General features: G+C 53.3%; 18 protein-coding genes and 5 pseudogenes. 2 read left to right on the top strand and 21 right to left on the bottom strand.

Going from position 1 to position 20,724, the window contains the following annotated elements; translation table 11 throughout:
- Positions 1-149: 149 nt before the first annotated feature.
- Positions 150-554 carry a PA0061/PA0062 family lipoprotein gene (locus BLW22_RS00930; RefSeq protein WP_074843755.1) on the top strand — a complete coding sequence of 135 codons (405 nt, stop codon included), beginning with the start codon at positions 150-152 and terminating at the stop codon, positions 552-554.
- Between the two features lie 469 nt (positions 555-1,023).
- Here BLW22_RS00930 and BLW22_RS00935 read toward each other — a convergent pair.
- The 5 genes and pseudogenes from BLW22_RS00935 to BLW22_RS34805 form a co-directional block, all read right to left on the bottom strand.
- A pseudogene (locus BLW22_RS00935) lies at positions 1,024-1,519 on the bottom strand (transposase); the annotation flags it as partial.
- Positions 1,518-2,335: pseudogene (locus BLW22_RS34000) on the bottom strand (IS5 family transposase). The pseudogenes BLW22_RS34000 and BLW22_RS00935, both read right to left, overlap by 2 nt.
- A gap of 556 nt (positions 2,336-2,891) precedes the next feature.
- The gene (locus tag BLW22_RS00950; RefSeq protein ID WP_074843757.1) at positions 2,892-4,286 is read right to left on the bottom strand and encodes a sensor histidine kinase; all 1,395 of its coding nucleotides are present in this window, start codon (positions 4,284-4,286) and stop codon (positions 2,892-2,894) included.
- Positions 4,264-4,947, bottom strand: a complete 684-nt coding sequence (locus BLW22_RS00955; protein WP_074843760.1) for a response regulator transcription factor — start codon at positions 4,945-4,947, stop codon at positions 4,264-4,266. Before BLW22_RS00955 ends, BLW22_RS00950 begins: the two co-directional genes overlap by 23 nt.
- A gap of 767 nt (positions 4,948-5,714) precedes the next feature.
- Positions 5,715-5,876 carry a hypothetical protein gene (locus tag BLW22_RS34805; RefSeq protein ID WP_159440228.1) on the bottom strand — a complete coding sequence of 54 codons (162 nt, stop codon included), beginning with the start codon at positions 5,874-5,876 and terminating at the stop codon, positions 5,715-5,717.
- A gap of 178 nt (positions 5,877-6,054) precedes the next feature.
- Here BLW22_RS34805 and tnpB point away from each other — a divergent pair, with 178 nt between their 5' ends.
- Entirely contained in the window at positions 6,055-6,603 is a 549-nt protein-coding gene (gene tnpB / locus BLW22_RS35165; RefSeq protein ID WP_074843762.1) for an IS66 family insertion sequence element accessory protein TnpB, read from the top strand.
- A gap of 16 nt (positions 6,604-6,619) precedes the next feature.
- Here tnpB and BLW22_RS00965 read toward each other — a convergent pair whose 3' ends face one another.
- The 16 genes and pseudogenes from BLW22_RS00965 to BLW22_RS01040 all read right to left on the bottom strand — a co-directional run bounded on the left by BLW22_RS00965 (position 6,620) and on the right by BLW22_RS01040 (position 20,719).
- Positions 6,620-6,949 carry a hypothetical protein gene (locus BLW22_RS00965; RefSeq protein WP_074843764.1) on the bottom strand — a complete coding sequence of 110 codons (330 nt, stop codon included), beginning with the start codon at positions 6,947-6,949 and terminating at the stop codon, positions 6,620-6,622.
- A 164-nt stretch (positions 6,950-7,113) separates the two neighbouring features.
- Positions 7,114-8,040 (bottom strand): glycosyltransferase family 4 protein, encoded by a 927-nt coding sequence (locus BLW22_RS00970; protein WP_074843765.1) that lies wholly within the window; start codon positions 8,038-8,040, stop codon positions 7,114-7,116.
- Positions 8,041-8,120: 80 nt separating this feature from the next.
- Positions 8,121-8,339, bottom strand: a complete 219-nt coding sequence (locus BLW22_RS34205; RefSeq protein ID WP_143045087.1) for a glycosyltransferase family 4 protein — start codon at positions 8,337-8,339, stop codon at positions 8,121-8,123.
- Complete coding sequence (locus BLW22_RS00975; protein ID WP_159440229.1) at positions 8,336-9,577, bottom strand: glycosyltransferase family 4 protein; 1,242 nt, start codon at positions 9,575-9,577, stop codon at positions 8,336-8,338. The genes BLW22_RS34205 and BLW22_RS00975 overlap by 4 nt, the downstream gene beginning before the upstream one ends.
- Before the next feature lie 4 nt (positions 9,578-9,581).
- Positions 9,582-10,397, bottom strand: a complete 816-nt coding sequence (locus tag BLW22_RS00980; RefSeq protein ID WP_235865549.1) for an asparagine synthase-related protein — start codon at positions 10,395-10,397, stop codon at positions 9,582-9,584.
- A 38-nt stretch (positions 10,398-10,435) separates the two neighbouring features.
- Positions 10,436-11,284: pseudogene (locus BLW22_RS35170) on the bottom strand (Y-family DNA polymerase).
- 18 nt (positions 11,285-11,302) lie between these two features.
- Positions 11,303-11,737 carry a LexA family protein gene (locus BLW22_RS00995; RefSeq protein ID WP_074843774.1) on the bottom strand — a complete coding sequence of 145 codons (435 nt, stop codon included), beginning with the start codon at positions 11,735-11,737 and terminating at the stop codon, positions 11,303-11,305.
- A gap of 139 nt (positions 11,738-11,876) precedes the next feature.
- Positions 11,877-13,121, bottom strand: a pseudogene (locus tag BLW22_RS01000) (helicase-related protein); the annotation flags it as partial.
- Between the two features lie 82 nt (positions 13,122-13,203).
- Positions 13,204-14,922: a group II intron reverse transcriptase/maturase gene (gene ltrA, locus BLW22_RS01005; protein WP_074843776.1), complete on the bottom strand. Its 1,719-nt coding sequence runs from the start codon at positions 14,920-14,922 to the stop codon at positions 13,204-13,206.
- Positions 14,923-15,539: 617 nt separating this feature from the next.
- Positions 15,540-16,535: pseudogene (locus BLW22_RS01010) on the bottom strand (DEAD/DEAH box helicase family protein); the annotation flags it as partial.
- Positions 16,536-16,639: 104 nt separating this feature from the next.
- The gene (locus tag BLW22_RS01015) at positions 16,640-18,097 is read right to left on the bottom strand and encodes a DUF6094 domain-containing protein (protein ID WP_074843780.1); all 1,458 of its coding nucleotides are present in this window, start codon (positions 18,095-18,097) and stop codon (positions 16,640-16,642) included.
- A gap of 22 nt (positions 18,098-18,119) precedes the next feature.
- Positions 18,120-18,719: a hypothetical protein gene (locus BLW22_RS01020; RefSeq protein ID WP_074843782.1), complete on the bottom strand. Its 600-nt coding sequence runs from the start codon at positions 18,717-18,719 to the stop codon at positions 18,120-18,122.
- 74 nt (positions 18,720-18,793) lie between these two features.
- Positions 18,794-19,072 carry a hypothetical protein gene (locus tag BLW22_RS01025; RefSeq protein WP_074843784.1) on the bottom strand — a complete coding sequence of 93 codons (279 nt, stop codon included), beginning with the start codon at positions 19,070-19,072 and terminating at the stop codon, positions 18,794-18,796.
- A gap of 65 nt (positions 19,073-19,137) precedes the next feature.
- Positions 19,138-19,755 carry a DUF3275 family protein gene (locus tag BLW22_RS01030; protein WP_074843786.1) on the bottom strand — a complete coding sequence of 206 codons (618 nt, stop codon included), beginning with the start codon at positions 19,753-19,755 and terminating at the stop codon, positions 19,138-19,140.
- Positions 19,756-19,833: 78 nt separating this feature from the next.
- Positions 19,834-20,169: a hypothetical protein gene (locus tag BLW22_RS01035; protein ID WP_033902860.1), complete on the bottom strand. Its 336-nt coding sequence runs from the start codon at positions 20,167-20,169 to the stop codon at positions 19,834-19,836.
- Positions 20,170-20,269: 100 nt separating this feature from the next.
- Positions 20,270-20,719: a hypothetical protein gene (locus BLW22_RS01040; protein ID WP_074843788.1), complete on the bottom strand. Its 450-nt coding sequence runs from the start codon at positions 20,717-20,719 to the stop codon at positions 20,270-20,272.
- Between the last annotated feature and the right edge of the window lie 5 nt (positions 20,720-20,724).

The following is a 20,724-nucleotide window of genomic DNA, read 5'->3' on the forward strand; positions in this document are numbered from 1 at the left end:
CCAACTAACAAGAAACTTTCATTGGCGTGAACGAATATTTAACTTAAAAATTAAAGCCATTTCATATGCATTCATTTGTCTTGCAGAGGATGGCTCTTCAATATCTCTCCCGTCGGACTCTTTGTCTAAATTGACTCTGGAGACTTATCATGAAACCACAGTTTTTTATCCCTGTGTTAGGTGCTGTTTTGCTGTTATCGGCTTGCGCTAGCCCGATTCCGAAGGCTGACCCGAGTGAAGCGTGGATAGGGTTAAAAGAAGAAGCGCCTAATAGCCTGATGGCAGAGCGCGTGGACGGCAGGCGTATAGATGATGGTCGCTTCTTTGAAGTACCGCCTGGTAATCATCGTTTGGATGTGACATTGTTCGAGCAAGAGCCAGGTGACGACAACAACCAGGAGTGCCAGGCTCATATCGATTACAAGCATTTTAACGCTGGTGAGCATTATACCCTTTTGGAGTCGAGCCTTGGTACTGCACTGCGTGCTACGTTGCAGGATGGGCACGGTAAGGAAGTCGCGGCGACGCAAGACTTTGACTGCATGCCTGGCTAGGGGTTGCGTGTCTCCGAGTTCGTCTTAGTTACTTGTGGCGGGGGGGGCTGACTAACTGCCCTCCCCCCCACACACATGCAAGCAAATTCTGTCGAGTAATAACTTTTTAGCTGCTTCGGCAGAGGAAAGAGAGTGCATTTAAAATCGGCTTAATTGGCCGTGACTATTGGGTGCATAAAACAGCATCGAACTTATGAGTATTGATGCGCTATAAGCTTGGTGACTAAAGTATCGTTAACCCTTTATACGGAGGAAGAATACGAACGCAGAAAAATGTCTAATGCTACGAGTGAGGCGGGAAGGATCTGGCCCGTTTCTTTTTTAAGGAAGGTCAAAAATACCCACCGTTTTTTGATACCCTCACTACTTGAGGTTCAAAAAATCATGAGTCGGTCGAAAAACAGACCTTCTTGTCGTTAATTCACGGCTCCTTTTCCTGAACGCGCTGTTTCAGGGAGATTGAACCGCATTACAGGCACACCTCGCCCATACCCATCAACTGTTTTCGAGCCATCCAGAGGTTTGATAGAGCGAACAGCGTGGTCAACTGATCTGTGTTTTTCATCAGTCCGGAGCTTTATCACGCGAAACGGGTGCTCAACTTTAGCCCGCACCTGCGCTTTCGCGTATTCGATCTTGCGGCGCATGCACCCGATCAGACTCTTTCTTCCGTTCTTTTTATAGCTGCTTGGTCGGGCGGCAATCGACCATATCATCTTACGATCCTGATGCTGGGGACTTTTGTCTACGTTGGTGTAACCGGCGCCGCCAAACACGTAAGTTTCCTCACCGTGCAGCAACTGATGAACCTGTGTCACGTCAGCCACATTGGCCACCGTGCCCACCAGGCTATGCACCAAGCCCAGTTCGGCGTCGACGCCGATGGCGCATTCATAGCAAAAAAAGTACTGATTCCCTTTCTTGGTTTGGTGCATTTCGGGGTCTTGTTTGCCGTCCTTGTTCTTAGGCTCTGTACGAAAAATACTGTCTCAAACACCGCATGGCACAAGCCAGTGAGACCATTGCCGCATAACTTTTTGCGAGTTTGTCGAAGCGCGTAACGATGCGACGGTTCTCCTTCAACCAGCCGAACATGCGCTCGATGATGTTGCGCTGCCGGTTTAGGTTTGCGCTTCATCGTGCGTAGCGGGATACCGGCTGCATCCGGTAACGGTCGCAGTAGCGACGCAACGCTTCGGCGTCATAGCCCTTATCAGCCAGCAACCAGCGACAGCGCTTGCGGGGGCGACCGCGCAAACTCGGGATATAAGCGTTATCCAGCAGCGGTTGCGCATAGCTGATGTCGCTGGCTTGCCCACCTGACAGTAGAAAGTTTAGCGGTACGCCATTGGCATCGCACAGCATATGGATCTTCGTCGTCACGCCGCCCCGGCTTCGACCGAGGGCGTGGTCTTGCGGTTCTTCAGGCCCCCTTTTTTCCCAGCACCAGCAGAGGCCCGGGTTGCGCGTACCGCCGTGGAGTCAATCATCCATGTCTCCAGATCAATTAACCCTTGCTCGTTCAACTTGATGTGAAGCCGCTTGAGCATCTGGTCGAACGTCCCGAGATTGCGCCAGTCACGAAAGCGTTGATAAACCGTTGACCATGGGCCGAAGCGTTCGGGCATGTCGCGCCAGGCAGCACCCGAGCAGAGCACCCAGAGCACGCCGTTGAGCATCAGCCGATCATCTGCCCGTGGGCGTCCGTTACGGTGGGGTTCATTGAAGATGTCTGCAACCAAATCCCAGGCTGCGTCGGGGAGTTCGTACCATTTGGCCATCGTGGGCTCCTGCCGTTGATGGACTCGGACTTTACTGCCTCCCGACGCTTGCTGGGTTCAAATGAGTTTCGGATGATTTCGTACAGAGCCTAACAGTCGGACGGCGTCTGAATTTGATAGCTACGGCACAGGTCTCGACCAAGATAGGCGGTTTCGTGACCGTTACATTGGCACTGCTATGTTTTTCACACTTCTACTAAATTCAATTGAGAGCTGTTTCGTAACGGAGCAATAAAGTCACCCAGTGGTCTATTCGCGAAATAACCTACTCTACTTGTACGATTTCAAGCGCCTTATGGGTTCGTTGGGTTTTGCTCAAAATCTCCGCCGCCGCTATAGGGCGACGCTGATCACGTCCTGCTCAGCCGCCCAAGGCCACTATTAGCTAACGCTTGGAGGGTAAGAGCTAGGTTAAGATGCTTTCAGACCACCCACTCTAGGGATTGTTTCGCCGAACGTGTTCACCATCCGCTTATACTGAAAGGCCAACTGATGGCTTTGCACCCGCGCGTGACGAGCCCGCCCGATCAACTACTCCGAATTTATTTCTGTTGCGTTATTCAGGCACCTGCTGACGACAATCTAGGACCAATTTGGCGCCGCCAAGCGAACTGCTACCCACATCCAGCTTGAACCCATGCAGGTTGATGATCGCTGCCACGATTGATAGACCCAATCCGAACCCGCCTTTCTGATCACTTTCATCCAGACGATAAAAACGCTGGAACACTGCAGCGCGCTCAGACTCAGGTATGCCTGGGCCGGAATCGTGTACTTCGATACGGGTGCTGCCGGCATTATTGAGTCCGCGCACCATCACTTCGCCGCCCGGCGGGCTGAACTTGATCGAGTTACTCAGCAGGTTAGCTAACGCCTCGAATAACAACGCGCGATCACTGGTGATCCACGGCAGTGATTCGTCTACCTCCAGTACCAGATCCAGTTCGTGTTCCTCAGCCAAGGGTTGGTAGAAGTCGTGCAGCTCGCGAAGCAATGGCAATGGATCCATAGTTTGAAAGCCGGACCGGCGCTGGTGATCTTCTAGTTCCGATATGCGCAACAGACCGCGAAAGCGCGCCATAAGGGCGTCGGTTTCGGCGATCGCATTGTCCAGTTGAACCCTGTAGGCTGAGTCCTCCTCAGCCTCCTGCCTGATGCGATAAAGGTGGGCGCGCAGGCGTGTGAGAGGTGTGCGCAGGTCATGGGCGATGCTATCGCATACTCCCTTGACTTCGGTCATTAATTTTTCGATGCGGTCGAGCATGGCATTGACGATTGCCGCTAGCATGTCCAATTCATCGCGTCGATGGGATAAGGGCAGTCGGTGGGTGAGGTCTCCCGCTACGATGGTTTCGGCGCTGGCTTGGATTTCGCGAATCCGACGCAATGGGCGTCTACGTAATAAATGCCATCCTAGAGCACCAGGGATGATCGTTAGTGATAGTGCCCATAACAGTGCTTGCCAGATGATTCGTGTTACGGCAAACAACGAACCGTTTACACGCACCAGAACCAGCCAACGGCCGTCATCGTTGCGAGTGGCCACTGCGTCGCAGCGTTTCTTCGGTAGTTGAGGATCGAAGGAGTAAATGCAGTTGCTCAAAGTGTGAATTTTGCCATCCAACGGCAGGTCAGGCGGAATTGAATGGATTGGCCCGCTCAATGGATGTAATTGCGCGTCGAACAGGCCAAAGGCATCTACACCCACGCCCTTCATATCGAGCGTCATGCTGGTCGTTAAAGCCTCTACCAACTCATCACCGCCAAAACGTTGGAACATATGCTGGCGTTGTAACAGAGAATTGCGTGAAAGATCGCTCAGATAAACCGATACTTCGTAATATAGGACCCCCATCAATATGCAACTCCAGGCCACGAATAACGAACTGTATAGTGCTAGCAGGCGGCTGCTGGAGGAGCGCCAGCCTTTAGAGGGGTTCAGCAATGACATAGCCGGAGCCTCGTACGGTACGTATCAGTGGTGTGAGACCTGGTGGGTCGATTTTTTTGCGCAGGCGACCAATGTGCACATCTATCAAATTGGTGCCCGGGTCGAAGTGATATCCCCATACTTCCTCGAAAATCATCATGCGCGTGAGGACCTGTCCGGAGTTGCGCATTAAAAACTCCAGCAGTTTATATTCAGCGGGCAGTAAGCTTATCGATTTGCCGCCTCGGCGGCCTTCGCGTCTGATTAGGTCGAGCTCCAGGTCGGCGATGCGGAGGGAGGTTTCGAATCTCTGGGCCGTAATTTTACGCCGCAGTAGAACTTCGACACGGGCGGCCATTTCATCGGACGCGAAAGGCTTGGTGAGGTAGTCATCACCACCAGCACGCAAGCCGAGTACGCGTTCGTCCACATCGGAAAGAGCACTGATCATAAGAACCGGCGTCGATACGCCAATAGTGCGCAATGTGGTCACGATGGCCAGGCCATCAAGTTCCGGTAGCATCCGGTCGAGGGTGATCAGGTCGTAATCACCGGTTAGGGCACGGACTAAGCCTTCACGGCCGTTGTCCACCCAATCTACATCCAGCCCATGGCTGCACAGCTCGGCGACAATCTCGCGAGCTGTTACCGCGTCATCCTCAATGGTCAAAATACGGGTCATAAGTTTACCTCATTGATCTTGGAATATCGTTCATGCGTAAAAGTTTTTGCTAGGCTTTTGTAATCGCTTCTGTGGCACATCGTTCTAATGCCATCACCTGCGCGAGCCTGTGTGGTCTTATTGAATGTTCTTCTGTTTACACACGATTGACTATTTTTGTGGTGAAGGAGATGCTTAAATTCGCCGAATAAAATCCACTTTGTGTACAAGGCGGTGGTCGAAATGGAGGTGCGCCTTCACTATTCCGGTACCATTGCCAAAGGCCAATAGCTTTGAGCGTAATGTGCACACCCAATCCTCGTACGATTTGGTTGAGTCGCATGCTAGTTTCCTCCACGTGCTTCTGCTAGGTTCCAATTAAATTACGGTGATAAATTTGTCAAGATGGCTGATGTCATAATAGCTCTACTGACTTGCGACATCGCGCTACGTCGGAGATTTTCAGAGGTGACGCGGTAACGGAAAAAAGTCAAGAAAATAATGTGCCGGGATTGTTTTTTTTGAATTTGAGTGTTGCCGCTTGCTCGTAATCCGTCATTAATTTTTTTATAGGTGCTAGTTGGTTTTTAATAGTCTGAAGTTTACTTTTTGCTCTAATTTACTTGTCACCCTTTTTTGGGTGTTGGGATAAGGCTACTGTTTCGACAGGAAGAAGCAAGATTTTTAATATGACTATTTGAACGGGGGTAGTCGATTCGACAGCATCTGAAAGTAGATGCCTATAAGAATGCATAAGTGTCTTGTATATTATGTATGTGGGACGGCTCTCAATCTTCATTTTCAATGACAGCCTCTACAAACTCATCTAGGATCCATCCGCGTCCGCTTGCAACTTCAGGAGGGAGTAATATAGATATTTTCTCAATTTCAAGATTCTTACGATTTAAATTTTTTGCCGAGAAATCTCGCATCCTAAAATAGCTATCCATGATCGAGACGCTATGATTTATACCCATTGAGTTCAGGTGCCAATGAAAGATCATGAATCGCGGGTGCGTCTCCGTATGCTCGAATCGATCTAATGTAAGCGCTCCATGAACCCCACATTCCAAGCGCTTATCTGATGCTCGATGCTGTGCTCCCGATTCTCTCAGGAGCCCGTTTGCCATGATGCGCCCCGACGCCAAAGTCGAAAAAGTGTACCTCTATCCCCAACCTGTGGACTTTCGAAAACCCATCGATGGTCTGGCTGCCTTGGTCGAACTGGATATCAAAGTTGCCGTGTTCGACCCGGTACTTTTCGTTTTCCTCAACAAGCCACGCAACCGGGTGAAGATTTTGTACTGGGAGCGTAACGGCTTCTGCCTTTGGCTTAAGCGCCTGGAGGGCGAACTCTTTCGTAAGTGCATGCCGGGAGCGTCGATGAAGGCGAAGCGCAGGATGGTAGACACGATCAAACACTGGCGCATCCATCGATCCACTACGGATGACCTGAGGGATTTTTCTCGTAGGTACAACGCTGTGATTCGAGGATGGATCGAATACTACGGTAAATTCTGGTACAGAAACTTCAACTATCCATTGTGGAGCGCGTTGCAATCGCGCCTGCTCAAATGGATGAAGAGCAAGTATCGAATCTCTATACGTCAAGCGGAGCATCGGCTGCGTCTTGTTCGAAGAGAGAATCCGGAGCTGTTCGCGCATTGGTACCAATAATATTCATCATCCCCACCTACATCAACTTGATCGATACTAACTCCACGAACCTAAATTTCTTTTTGGCCAGCTTAGTAGCTTCTTGCTCCGCAAGTAGAGAGCTCAGCGTATTAGCCTCATGTACTATCGTGTGCATCTTGCCTTCAAATTCATTTCCGACGCGCAGCGTAACTATCAGCTTGGGAGTAAAGCCTTTCGAGACGTACTTTTTTTTCGCTGCTTTTTTTGGTTCCATCACCACGACATCCATGACGGCTTGCGTGTGTGCGTTAGTCGCTAGCGCAGGTGACTCAGATATACCGAATAGCGCCCGCCGCATTTCTTCTTCCGTCAATTCCATATTCATATCCTTTCTCATAAAGAATCTGTATAAACTTAAGCAAATCTATTCGGACCCCAGTTACAACTAGGTATTTGAATTGCTATCGAGTTAACTTCAAGCCGGTATCGGGATTGAACTTTAAGCAGCTACAAAAGCATAGAGCTATAGCTATCTATTAAAGCACCAAGCTAGCACGACACCACCTTTTCCAATAACGCAGTCATAGCCGCTCTGCCTTGCAACGCACCAAAGTTAGCTTTTATATACTCCGCCCCGTTGAGTCCCATTTTGCTTCGCATAGCCTCACTGCCCATCAACTCTGTAATGATGAGAGATAGCTGCTCACTGCTGTTCGGTTGGAACACAAACCCGGCTTGAGCATCATCAACGATCTCCGCAGCTTCACCCCCTATACCGCACAAGACAGGTCTACCACAGGCCATGTAATCCAGTAGTTTCGTAGGAATAGCACCCTTGAACAGGGGAATATCCTGCAACGTCACCAGGCATATGTCCGCTGCGTTAATGAACCTGCGAGCTTGGCTCTTGGACACGGGAGCCAGCAGTTGTACATTATTGATCTTCAACTCAGCGACTCGTTGCTCGAGAGAAGCCCGTTTCATGCCATCGCCTATCAACAAAAACAGGGTATTTTCATCTTGGCAATGCATAGCTGCATCAATGACAACATCCAGATTGTTGGCTTCGCCCATGGCACCGAAGTACAAGATAGTATTGCGTCCTTCCCAACCAAAGTCACGGCGAATCTCAACGCTAGCCTCAGCGTCTGAATATAGCATCTGCGTGTCAATACCGCAGGTAATGACCTCTAACTTGTCCGCAGGCCAACCGCGTCCGTGGATGTCATCCCGAATACCCCGAGTCAACGTGACGATGCGTACTGCCTTGTCATAGAGCAACCGCTCCATCCACGACATCACACGAATCAGCGCACGGTTGCGCAGGATGCCCATCTGCACGGCAGACTCCGGCCAGAGGTCTCGTACCTCGAATACCAAAGGAATACCGCGCAGCTTGCAGATTATCCATACTGGGAGCATTGGGAAGATAGGCGGAGACGACGCTAATACGACATCCGGCTTTTCGGCGCACAAAAGGCCGACAGGAGCGGTAATGGAAAACGACAGAAAGCTGATTAATCGCCCCAGGTAACTGCGATGCAGCTCGCTGTAAGTTAGGTACGAATGACATTAACTGCGCCCTCCTTTTCCCGGAGAATCAGCCGCCGGTACCAAGGAAGTACAGGGTGATCGCGCTGCATGTAGCCGGTCTGGCCGGAAACCACGGTCACCCTGTGGCCCTCGGCAGCCAAGTGCTGGGTAAGCTCGTATACCAGTGAATGTCCTGGAGATGAGTGGCCCTGATAGTACTGATAAACAACTGCAACTTTCATTTGAACGCCCTGTAAAGTTGCTTGAGCCGCTCGCCTTCCTGTTGCCAGCTGAGTTCCAGGCGAACTACCGCGAGTCGCTCACGCCAGCTCTGAAGCCGTTGCTCGTCGGCAAAAAAAGCTTCGATCATGTCAGCCATTGCCCTCGGCGTCGCAAGATCACCAACGCTACCAATCTGATTCCCCGCTACCAGGCGTCGCAGCTCAGGCAAGTCACTGGCAAGCACTGGCAGTCCGGCAGCGATGAACTCAAACAATTTGTTGGGCGTGCAGTAGCAGTTGTTCAAACAGATTGCCTGGTAGGGGATGATCCCCGCGTCCGCAGCGACGGTCACCTCAAGCAGGCGTGACTGGGCAACTGCTGGATGAATATGCACTCGAGATGTCACTCCCTTGCGCTCAATCAGACGTTGCATTGCCCCGGCAAGTTGACCATCCCCAAGGAACACCAGATGAACCCCGTTTTGAGGCAGTAACGCCATCGCTTCAACCAGTTCAAGCAAGTTGCGCCCGGCGGAAAAACCTCCCTGAAACAGCAGCACGCGATGCTCGCGAGGGATGCCAAAGTGTTGGTGCAAATACCAGGAGCGACCGCCTTGTACCGTGATGCGCTCAGCGTTGTGGATGACCGCCACATCAGCCAACCTATAACGCGTTTCAAGCTCACGGGCAATTGAAGGGTTGACGGTAATTACGCGTTTGCACGCATGAATATGTCGACGTTCAACCTGCGCCCAACTGACGCGTTGCCCACGGGAAAACTCCTGCTCGCTGTAGAGCTCATGGCTGTCATAAACAAGGTGAGCATCTAGCTCCTCGGCCAACATGCGCCCAACGGCAAGCATGGGTAGATCGTGGGCGTCCACCACTTGCGCCGTGTGCCGACGTCCGTCAGCAAGAAAAAGATTCAGGTAGAAACGCTCATGATCGACCAGGAACCGCCACGCCAGTGACTTCAGGGCACGCATCAGGCTGCCGTTCATTGGCAGATAACGACGCATGATGCGGTAGGCCCCAAGCACGCGATTTTCCTGGCGGGCATGGGACTCGGTCTGAACACCTATACGCAGCACACGCCGGTCATCGGCGTCGGTATGCCCATCCGGCGGCATGGCCAGAATCGTGACGTGCCATCCGTCCTCCTCCAGGCTGTCGGCCTGCAGAAGTATCCTCCGGTCGATCTGCCTGTCGTTACAGAGCATCAGAACCCGTGGAGCCTGCCCCATGATTTCAGATACCACTGGGTTACATATCTCCATCAATGAAGTTTCGATGCCAAAGCTCCAGGCACAACAGACCCCAGACAACCCTTCCAAACTCGCTATCGTTATTCAGCGCCTTCTCGACGGACTGTGAGTTGTACCGCCCACGCTGCCGAGCGCGGTCGGAGAGTAGCGTTTCACGCACGAAATCGCGGGCAACGCCTTTGGTCCACTGTGTCAGCGGTGTAGGGAAGCCCATTTTGTCCTTGCGATCAAAAATGCTCTGTGGCACCGCGCTACGCACAGACTCCTTGAACAAGTGCTTCATGCGCCCACCGCTAAACTTGATTTTAGGTGGAATGGTCGCCATTAACTCAACGATACGGTGATCTAGCAGCGGCACGCGCGACTCGATGGATGCCGCCATGCTGGTGCGGTCTTCCACGTGCAGCAACGCTGGCAAGGAGCCTTTAAGGTCGAAGTAAGTCATCTGGTTGACCAGGGAGTGCAAGCCTTCGCGATTGAAAATTTTCTGATACGACTCAAACGGCGAGTAGCCCTTGTCGAATGAGTCTGGATTAAACAAGTGGGACATGCCTTCGCTACGATCTATCAGCCGGAAATAACGCTGGTCAGCAGGCGCAAACAAGCCTTCGCGCCATAACCCCTGCAGCATCGGTTGGTAGGTCTTGAGCAGTGACAGATTGGGAATGATCGACTCCAGCGAAACCGCGTAGCGATGCTGGTCGGCCGTTTCGTTGATTGCCCCGGAAAGGCACTTTTCCAAGTAGGCAGCCATGTAGCGGGCATACTCCACGAACAGTTCGTCACCACCTTGCCCACCCAGTACAACCTTCACATGCTCCCCCGCCAAGCGTGAAACGTAATACTGCGGAATCAACCCTGGTAATGCTGGGCTCTTAGCTTTTCCGACGCACGCTGCGTGTATGTGGCCACCGCCTCTTTGATCGGCTCGATCTTCTCCAGACGCACGCCGAACATTTTGCTGCAGCAGATCTCCAGCTTAGCCGGCGCCGCTTCTTCCAGGGCCAGGCACGATGTGCCGGCCAGCTCGCGCACGGTTTTCTCCAGGACAACGCTGAATTTGCGGCCGAGCAAGAAGGGATCTGCCTTGGCCAGGTCCATGGCCGTGTGTATGCCCAGGGCCTGCCTGTGCGCCACCATGCGTCGACCTATGCCCCATACCTCTTCGACAGCCGTGTTGCGCAGCACCCGATCGCGCTTAAAAGGATCGGACAGATCCACGACTCCATCCGTCTGTGCCTGAAGGCGTTTTGCGGTGTGGTTAGCCAGTTTGGCCAGGGTTTTGGTGTGGGCAATGCCCACACCAACCGGGATACCGGTGTGTTTTAAGACTTTGGCACGGATCTTTCGCCCAAATTCCGTGAGGTTGTCGGGCATGCTGGTGAGGTCACAGAAAATTTCGTCAATGAATACACTTCACTGTCACAAACCATTGATTCTATTAGGGTCATTACGCGTTCTGATAGCTGACAACGCGTAATTGCTGCTGAAGGCGACAATTCCGTGGCGCCTCAGCGTGTCCTTGATTTGAAAATAGAGCGCACCCATTTTAACGAAGGGCTTGGCGTCGTAGCTGCGCGCAATGACGTAACCATCGTTGTTGCTCAACACCACGATGGGCGTTCTGGCAAGATCTGGCCGAAAAACACGTTCGCAGCTGGCATAGAAACTGTTGCAGTCCGCGAGCGCGAAAACCGGCAAGGCTGGATTGGGGGGCGCTCATGATGAATGCTCATGGTCGCGCACGCTGTAACTGACCACACCCCATATCACCAGCTCGTCCCCTTCCATCACGTACCTGGGTTGGAATTTTGGATTTTCGGCCATCAACACCACCAGGTCATCACGCATGTAAAGGCGCTTGCAAACGGACTCGGTATTAAGTGCTGCAATAACGATATCGCCATGACGCGCCGTTTTACCTCGATCAACGATTACCAAGTCACCGCTGAAAATGCCGGCACCTTGCATACTGTCGCCCAGGATCTTGGCCAAGTAGACATGCGGTGCGCGGATTTCAAAAAGCTCGTTCAGCGATATTAGCTTTTCAAGGTGGTCCCCTGCCGGCGATGGGAGGCCTGCAGAAACTTGGCAGGAGTACAGCGGCAATAATTCACCACCGCTGGCAATGGGACCAATGAGGGTTGCGCTCATAAAACTGGCCTGATGAATAACTGTATGGATAGACAGTTAACTGCTTGCGCAATGCCACGTCAATTTGATCCGACCGAATGCTGGTTCACTACCAATGATCACCTTGAGAAAAAAAGGCCACCCGGAGGTGGCCTTGAGGTCATACAGCAATCAATTGTCTAGCAAGCGCCATCTCTACCGAATCCCCATCCTGGTTTAACGAATCGAGACCAGACTCTGGAACGTCTCCCGACGTACTCTGTGACACAGCGATCTTCTTGGCCATAAGTTGCAGGCAGGTAACCTGGGAGCTACCGGCGTAGCCAAAAAAAACCACCCGCACCGGCATTTTTTGCCCGATTCGCCACGAGCGTCGAGCTGCCTGTTGCAGGGTGTAGACGTTGTATCCTGTCTGTAGAAACGCAATGGTTGGGAAGTCGAGCAGGTCTAGGCCGGTCTTTACCAGCTCCGGATTAGTGATCAGCACGTCGACGCCGCGATCAACTTGGTCGAGGATCCAGTCCTCGCGCCTGGCCGTTTCGACCGAGGCGCGAAGAACTGCAACCTTTAATCCAGCCTGTTCCAACAAACTCTTCAGCCTGCTAGTGGTGTCCCGCGTTCCGGTGTACACAGAGTAAGCCAAAACTTTACGGTTTTTGGATTTCTCCGAAAGGCACAGATCTAGCAGTGCCCGTTCTTTTGGCATGAGTTCCTCAGCTCCAAAGATCGAAGAAACAAATGCCAATGTATCTTTGGAACGAGGGTGTTTTACAACTTCCGGTCGGAAACAGCAGTCAGGCCAAGCCAGCAGCACGTTGAGCACGACTCCCAGAAGGGTAGTGTCTCGGCGAGCCAATGCCTGGCGAAGTTCTTGGGTCAGTTTTCCAGCCAACTGCTGATAGGCCTCAGCCTGTTCTGCAGACATGGTTATGTCGATAAACTCCTCTTGGTAGTCGGGCAGGATGTTCCCGCCTATGTCTTTGAGCTTCAGAAAGACTGTGAACGGCAGCACGAAACGATGAATACCTTTAGGTCCAAACCCTGGGGCTTTTACCGAACGTACCGAGAGCTTTTTTCCCTTGGCTGTTTTGTGAGACACGTTGTCTCGCTCGGTGTAAATATCCTTCAATACACCATGGTCGCGCATGAAAGACATGGCCGCGGGTGCCATGCTGCCGCGTGCGTTTGGTCGGTAACCATCCTCGATCATCCGACGAGTGAGGATGCGGAATAGTAGATAGAACAAGTCGTCGGCATAGCCGCCCATAAGGGTGCCTGTCAGCAGCACGGTCTTACGTGTCTTCGCTGCCAGTACCCCCATGGCTTGGCCCTGGGCTGAACCGCTGTTCTTGTACTCATGCCCTTCGTCTACAACCAGCAGGTCAAAATATCCATCAGGTAGGTAGTCGGGTAGGGACAGGCCATTGCTGGCCCATCCCCCCCTAAGAACCGTACGTGAGAGTTTCCCCTCATACGGCTCAAGCCTTTCAAAGCCCGCTTGCGCGAACCGGCTTCACCACCTTGAGACCCTTGACGTGAATCTGGTTATGGCAGTTCGGATGCACCATCACAAGGTTGGTGCTCCCGTCCTTTCCGCCATCGACCCGCCGAGTGATGTGGTGGACATGCCACCCCGTCTCCTGCGTGATCAATTGCTGGCAGATCGGACAACGACGATCCTGTTCCAACCAGAGGTCAGTGAGCTTCTTCCTGCCCCTCAGCGAGTTCTGCATCTTGAGGCTTACACGCTCCTCAAAGTACGTCTCCCACATCGGGTCGAATGGATTGGCTTCCAACTTGATTGGCCGATGTCGCCGAATGGGTGTATCCGTTGCCTTCCGCAATGACGACAGGATGGGACTCCCATCAGGGAACCTTTCACCCGTCTCCGCCGCAAACACCCAGTTACGGGAGCCTACAGAGTGGAAGTAGCGCTGCTTGACCCAGACGCTACTTTTCTGCGGATGCCGACGAACTGCCCACTGCCACAACACACGCCAAATCTCATGATCGACACGAGCGAACGTCTCTTTCGAGACGACGTGCTGATGATAATTCGCCCAGCCTTGGATCATTGGGTTGAGCATCCGAATCAGCCGAGGCTGATCCAGTGCCTTATTACCTTTGACCGCAGAGCGTACTTTATCCAAGAAGGTCGCCACGTTCGCTTTCGACGGCTTGATCAACAACTTGCCGTTGTACTTGCGCACGTTTTGTCCGAGGAAGTCGAAGCCCTCATCGATGTGCGTGATCTTGGTCTTCTCGGGTGAGAGCGTGAGCCCCCGTTCCTGCATGAAGTCCTCGATGATCGGCATGACCTCCTGCTCCAGTAGCTCTTTCGAGCGTCCCGTCACAATGAAGTCGTCCGCATACCGCACATAGTTGACCATCAAACGGGTCTGTACACCGTTGGCGTACCGCTTTCTTCCGAACGCAGCATCCAGTTTGGCTTCCAGTCCGTCGAGGACGAGATTCGCCAGGGTTGGCGAGATGATGCCCCCTGGCGGGGTACCGGCTTCGGTTGGAAAAAGTTGCCGATCTTCCATGTATCCAGCCTTGAGCCACTTCTTCAGGATCTCGCGATCCGTCGGTACATGACCCATGAGCCAGTCATGGCTGATGTTGTCGAAGCAGCCCTTGATGTCGCCTTCGAGAACCCACCGCGGTGCCACCTTCTTGGACAGCGCCGTGAAGCACTGTTCGATGGCGTCCGCCGTGGACCTTTCCGGTCGGAACCCAAACGAGCGTCCGTCCGCTGTGGTCTCGGCCACGGGTTCGAGAGCCAGCAGGTATAACGCCTGCATCGCCCTGTCCTTCATGGTCGGAATACCCAGCGGCCGCATCTTCCCATTGGCTTTGGGAATATAGACACGCTTCAGCGGTTGGGGACGATACCCGCGCCGCTTGATTGACAACATGGCTTGAGACTTGGCTTCCGGGGTGGACCACGTGATGCCATCCACATCCGGCGTCTTCTTGCCTTGGTTCTCGGTGACTCGTCTGACGGCCAATGCTTTGCCGCTGAACGAGTGGGTCAGAATCCACTGCAAGGCTTTCACCTTGCCGTGTTTCCCTTCCCGAGTCGCCTTTACGATACGCGCTTGGAGCCTTCGCACTTCACGGTGACACCTGGCCCAGTCGATGCTGTGCCAGTTGACCGATTCGTGTGAGGGCGCACCCGCGCAAGAAATTTCTTGCGTAGTCATCTGCAATTCCCTCTTAAAGAAGGTTAGACAAACTCTCTCGTAGAGAAAGACCAAGTGGAAGTCTGCCCGCTTTCGCGTGGGGTGATGTCGCCTTGCGGCTCAACCCCTATCCGCCCGATTACAGGACAGCATTCGCTTTCTCCACATTCCTCTACCCGCACCTCCAACAGCATTCCTTACGGTCTGCCTGCCCCGAAGGGCAGAGATACGGGCTTACCGTGTTTCGCTTGAGTAACGAGATGGGTTAGACCCTGCCTTTCCACCGGCGGTCATGATGTCCGTGTGCCCCCAAAACGAATAAAGGGCAGCCGACCGCATACCTTTTGGTTCAAGCCTGTCAGCATCTTTGGCTTGTTGTTCATAACGGTGTTTATCAGCAGTTCACTTGCGTTGGTCATACCACCCAGCCTAGCGCCGTACCCGCATTGATGCTCGCAGGTAACGCTTTGCCTCGCGGCATTGGCGCGGCCCGAAGGCCCAGCTACATTGTCCCGGCAGCTTCACACAGATCTGTTACCAGTCCTGCATGTGCCGGTAGGCTACTGATGACGGAACATCAGGTTCCTCGTCGGGGTTGCCCCCGTTGGAACAATTACTCAGGCGACTTCACGTCGCACGCGTTTGATGAACTCCGTGGGTTGGTAACCGCCTTCGCCAAAGCCGAACTCAATGTTGGCCATAGCTCGCTCCATGCGCTTGGCCTGGCGGTCGCTGAAGATAAAGTTGCCCTGTGCGTCCATTAGGTTGATGAATTCGCTGACGTTGTCGACCAGCATCGAGGCGAGGAAGTCTTCCCCGAAGTCATTCAGCAATCTTTCCGCACGTACTGGTCCGATGGTCGGAATCCGACACATCGATTTTAGGATGGTCGCGTGACGAGTTCCGTTCTCAGCTTTTCCTGGGCGCGTTAACGTCCAGAGCGGGCCTTGGCAATGAGGGCAGCTTCGACGGCGTTCCTCTCGGTAAAACTCTTCTATGGTACTCAGGTTGCCTTCTGGATCCTCCAAAAGACGTCCGCAGTCTGGGCATCCTGCAAGGTTGTGTCCGCCGCGGGCGCGACGTGGCCAACATACCGACCGCCAGTGAAACCCCATGCGCATACGCACGCGTCCGAGAATGAAGAACTCTTGCCGCCCATCGTATGGATCTCCCTGTTGCTCACGCAGCTTGAGCAGCTTGGCCAGGGTATCGGGTCCGTTGAGTACCCAAACGCGTGCGTCTGGGATGGTTTCGAGGATCTCTCGCCGCCATTTGTAGACTAGGTGAGGAGGCGAAACGACCATGGTGCGGCGGTAGCCGGCGCCGTGCATGACGGCCGCTACAGCAATGGCCATCATGGTTTTACCAGTGCCCATTTCTGCATTGATAACGGCTGCCTCTTCATTGCGGTCCAGCAGTAGAGCGGCAACGGCCTGAACTACCTCAGCTTGCGCTGGGAAAGGTTGGCGTTTCAGTGCGTTCATCACCCGATGACGAGCTTCGTTGGCGTTGCCGGCATAAACCGGTGGGTTAGAGCGGTTTAGAGATTCCAGCAACTCATCACCGAACTCGTAGATGAATTCGGTCAGGCCGATGGCCAAGGCTGCTACAGGGACTTGGGACATGTCGTTCATGATTGTTTCTCCAATAGGAATGAAACAGGGCATGCACGACACCCCGACGGGTATGGTGAATACCCTGCGGGTTGGTTGATGAGTGGTCAGCTTGACGTGATAGGTCAGTAGTCCGATGGCAGCAACACGGTAGTAGCACTCCGGTCAGCTTCGGTGATGATCCACAACCGTGTTTCATCGCCGACGTCTACGTTGTAGCTGGAGAACAACCGCTCCCTGGTGGTCAGGGCGCGTTGGTTGCTGTTCCTGTCTTCGTCGGGCAGTTCACCCCAGTCGCCGGAGAAATGTCGCCGGAGGTAAAGGGTAGGGTCGAGGTATCCGTGCTCCATGAGGTGTTGCACTGATTGGGTAAGTAACACGCGGCCAGGATCAAATATGACCTTTGGTTGGTTATTAGGGGCAGGCGCTGCTACTGGTTCGTCAGGCTCAGGCTGTGGATCCGCCGATGAGCTGATGGTGATGACCTTTCCGAGGTTTGTAGAGTCTGGCGTCATATCCCATGCCCGAATAATGGGCACGAAACGATCTGTCAGGATCCTCACCTCTGAGACGTTGCCGTCCTGGTCTTCAGTGAACTCGGTCTTGCGGACCTTATCTTTGTAGGTGTCGCCCTTGAGTGCCAATACGCGACCGGTTTTGGATGTCACCACGCCGGAAATCGCGCCGGCAGCCAAGGCCAAAGCTAAGTGCCAACGCGAAAGTTTCCTTACGGGCGGTCTTGGCTGTGCGCCGCTTTGCCCAAAGTGCAGTGTGAAGTCCGGCCACATGCCACGAAGTCTTTTGACCTCTTCGCTGAGCTGTTCGGGTTCAAGGCTGATACGGTAGAAGTGTTCCAGGTCAGTGGATGCTGGGAGGACCCTGTAGGGCTCCCACGTCCAACTGATTGGTAACGCTTCCGCACTCAATGTGCCGGCGCCGATCGCCTGAAGGCGTGCGCGTACGTATTTGACCTCTTGTGGTCGAGCTAGATCCTGGCGTCGAATACGAATACCGAAGATCACCACCTGCTTGAATGTTGGATCAGCGGCGTTATAGATCCGCAGTTCAGTGAAGTGATTGCAAAGCCAACTGCACAGCTCGTCGTCTAGCACGTAGTGCGGAACAATGAGCACCAGGACCCCACCGTACTGCAGCAAAGGAAGTGTTCGTTGATAGAACATCTTCTCCAGGCGTCGACGGCCTTTACCTTGGTATTGTGAGGCACCTGCATGGTCAGCGACCAGGTCACCGTAGGGCGGGTTGAGCCACAGCAAGCCAAAGGCCTGGCGGCTGATCATAGTGTCCATTAGATCGCTATGCAGCACGCGATCCAGCAGTGTCTTGCAGTGGTTGGCACGTTCCTGGTCGTACTCGACTGCGTAGGTTTCGACGCGGTCACGGCCGAGGACGTGAGCAGTTTCAGCAAGGGCAACACCTTCGCCTGCACAAGGATCGAAGATCCGCATCTTGCCAGTTGAAGATGGTGCCAACGCTTGAAGGGTGAGTTCCAGCGTGGTTTCGTCTGTAGGGTAGTAGCCATTGCGAGCGAAGTTGCGCGCCAAGCGTGGGAACATCAAGGCCATAGTGAGGCTCCTGGATCAACGCTCAAAACTGAGCATAGGTTGAGAGTTGCCCTTGGCGAATGAGATCGCCCAAGGCAGGTTCGAGTACGTCGAGTTGCAACGACAAACGCCATGCCGCAACTCCGCCTGACGATCCGGGCAGGAGCTGCAACATGTCGTGTTGAGTGAGTAAGTCCATCACCGGCTTTTGCCAATGCGGCAGCAGTGGTAATGGACAGGTTTCCTGGATCAGCGGCCAAAGCCTTTGAACAGGTGACTGCCCGTTCTCAAGAAGGGCGTAGGCGAAGTGGTTCGCCCGATCCGGCTGCACGCAGCGTCGGTCGAACAACCAGAGGTGAATCAAGCTGCCGAATAACGTCCCGCGCAGTTGTCGCGTGGTGCGTTTTTCCAACAGATCGATGTTGGGAAAGACCGGAAGACTTCGATCATCTACGACAATGTGAAACTGGGTCAGACCATCCTCGGCAGCGCCGAGGGTCAGCCTGGCCAGGAACTCCTGCAGCGCCGTGTCGCGGCCCCATGCAGAGAGAAACACTAGGTTGCGTTGTTCATCGCACGCGCAAGCATCGACAAATAGGTCATTGCACTCCTCTATTGGGAAGAGCGGGGTAGGGCTGGGCATGTGAACCTCCATCGTGGAGGGGAACCCGCCCCGAGGGGCGGTGAGCCCCTCTGGGGTGTTAGCAGTTAGTGTTGTTACTCAGGAAGCAGCGGGTCGTCTGATTTGAGCTTTTTGTCGTTTGGATCAAACGAAACCGTATCGTTTCGAAACAGAGGGCTATGGCCTGTTAGGAAAATTTGCCCCAGGTATTTGGGGCGAAGTGCCACGGCGGCATCGGCTTGTTCGGCCGTCATGTCGAGCTCTTCTATGAAAAAATCCCACAGTTCCTCATCCTTCGATACTTCGTTGTTGGCAAGTTGATCGTCGATATTGTTCAGAACTGCAGCGGTCAGGTTGCTGAAAATTGGGTTCATGTAATGCTCCGTAAATGCGAAGGAGCGCCCATGAGGGAGCCCCTCAAGGGTGGGTGTTGGAACAATCAGAAATTGGAGATCGTCCAGACTTGTAGTTTGAAATCCAGCACGTAGCCGAGCTCGCCCAAGCGAGTGCATTGCTGACGTAAGCGGTGACGATCAACGGTGGTGTCAAGCTTGACGGTATCGCCCAGAGGCCAGATTGTGCCGAACAGGTCGGCATCTTGTTCTGCGCTGCTGGTCATGTTCGGCAGAGGCATCCCAAAGGGGGCATTCTCTGCTGCAGATGGTTCGGCAGCGCCGTTTGCTCCCTTGGGCGACGCCAGCTTTTTACGTTGTTGGAGAGGCCTTGGCGGCGCTGAAGAGGTCTCTTCATCAATGGGGTCGGGCTCACTCGCAGAGAGCGTGGCAGCGTCTTCCGCTGTCAACTTATCCACATCGTCCAAGCTCATGCTTTCGAGTTTTGCACGAATCTCGACGACTAGCCGACCCGATGTCGAGTAGTACGAAGGGCGAATTTCTGTGATCAGGAAATCGCCTCGGTATTTACCCTCATTGTACTGATCGAGGAGCGCGTCTTTGATGACGAACTCACCGATTGAAGTTGAAAGTCGTCCTACGTTGAAGTCGCCGTTACGGCCGCTGATGGTACGGATGGCCAGTTGGCCTGGGATGTTGATCATGTGCAGCTCCACACTGCTATGAATGAAAAAAGCCCGACAAATGTCGGGCTTGGGGGAGTGCTGTGAATGCCGAAGCGGTTATGGGCAAGAAGTGTGCATTTCTTCTTTGAGTGAGATATAGAGGTAGAAAACGCCAGGTGGCGATTCAATTCGGTCAAGTTTCAAGTCCAACCAGACTCGATCTGAGCTGTTGCCGTCAGGCAGCAGGCGATAGAGGCCGAAATGGATCAGGTCGCTGTCAGGTTGCAAATGCAGCTCTCGGTAGGCCTCCAGCACAACATCGCCCAGTCGCTGACTGATAACAGAGGCATCCTGTTGGTTTTCAATATGTACCGCTTCTTGCCAGGCCCTAGGGGTCAACACGACCGGTAGCTTGAGCAAATCAGGCGATACTAGGTGAGAAAGTTTTTTCATGGTCGACTCCAGGTGTGAAAACCACCTGGCCCATACGGGAGGTGGTTTCCCGTTGGATGTGTATAGGGTATTAAGACGGTGATTTAGGCTTTGTATCCTGTCAGTACTCGTCGTCACATGGGCAAGAAATGTGTATCTCTTGGACTCGGAAGTCGAGGGAGAAAACGCCGGGTGACGATTCATTTCGGTCAAGTCTCACGTCCAACAAGACTTGATCTGAACTGCCGTCAGGCAGCATTCGACACTCCTCGTCAGGCCCAAGCGCGAGTAGCTGCGCTTCTTCTGCTATCAGGAACCCTTCTTCTTCAGTCAAGCGTGAACAAACTCTGCCATTAATGGCCGCGTGTACTCCCTTATCCCAAGCTCGATTGAGCGAGGGAACGGTCTTGAACAACTCGGGTACGTTGGGCAGGCCGGCGCGGTATGCGTCGGCGCCTAGGATATGAGCCTCGATCACATAGATAATCTGATCAATCTTATTTTCAAAGATCACTGCTTTTGCATAAGCAACGCGTATGTCAAGAGCTTGTGTAAATAACGTGTTCATCATGGTGA

It is taken from the genome of Pseudomonas marginalis, from assembly GCF_900105325.1.
In the GTDB taxonomy this organism is placed as follows: domain Bacteria; phylum Pseudomonadota; class Gammaproteobacteria; order Pseudomonadales; family Pseudomonadaceae; genus Aquipseudomonas; species Aquipseudomonas marginalis.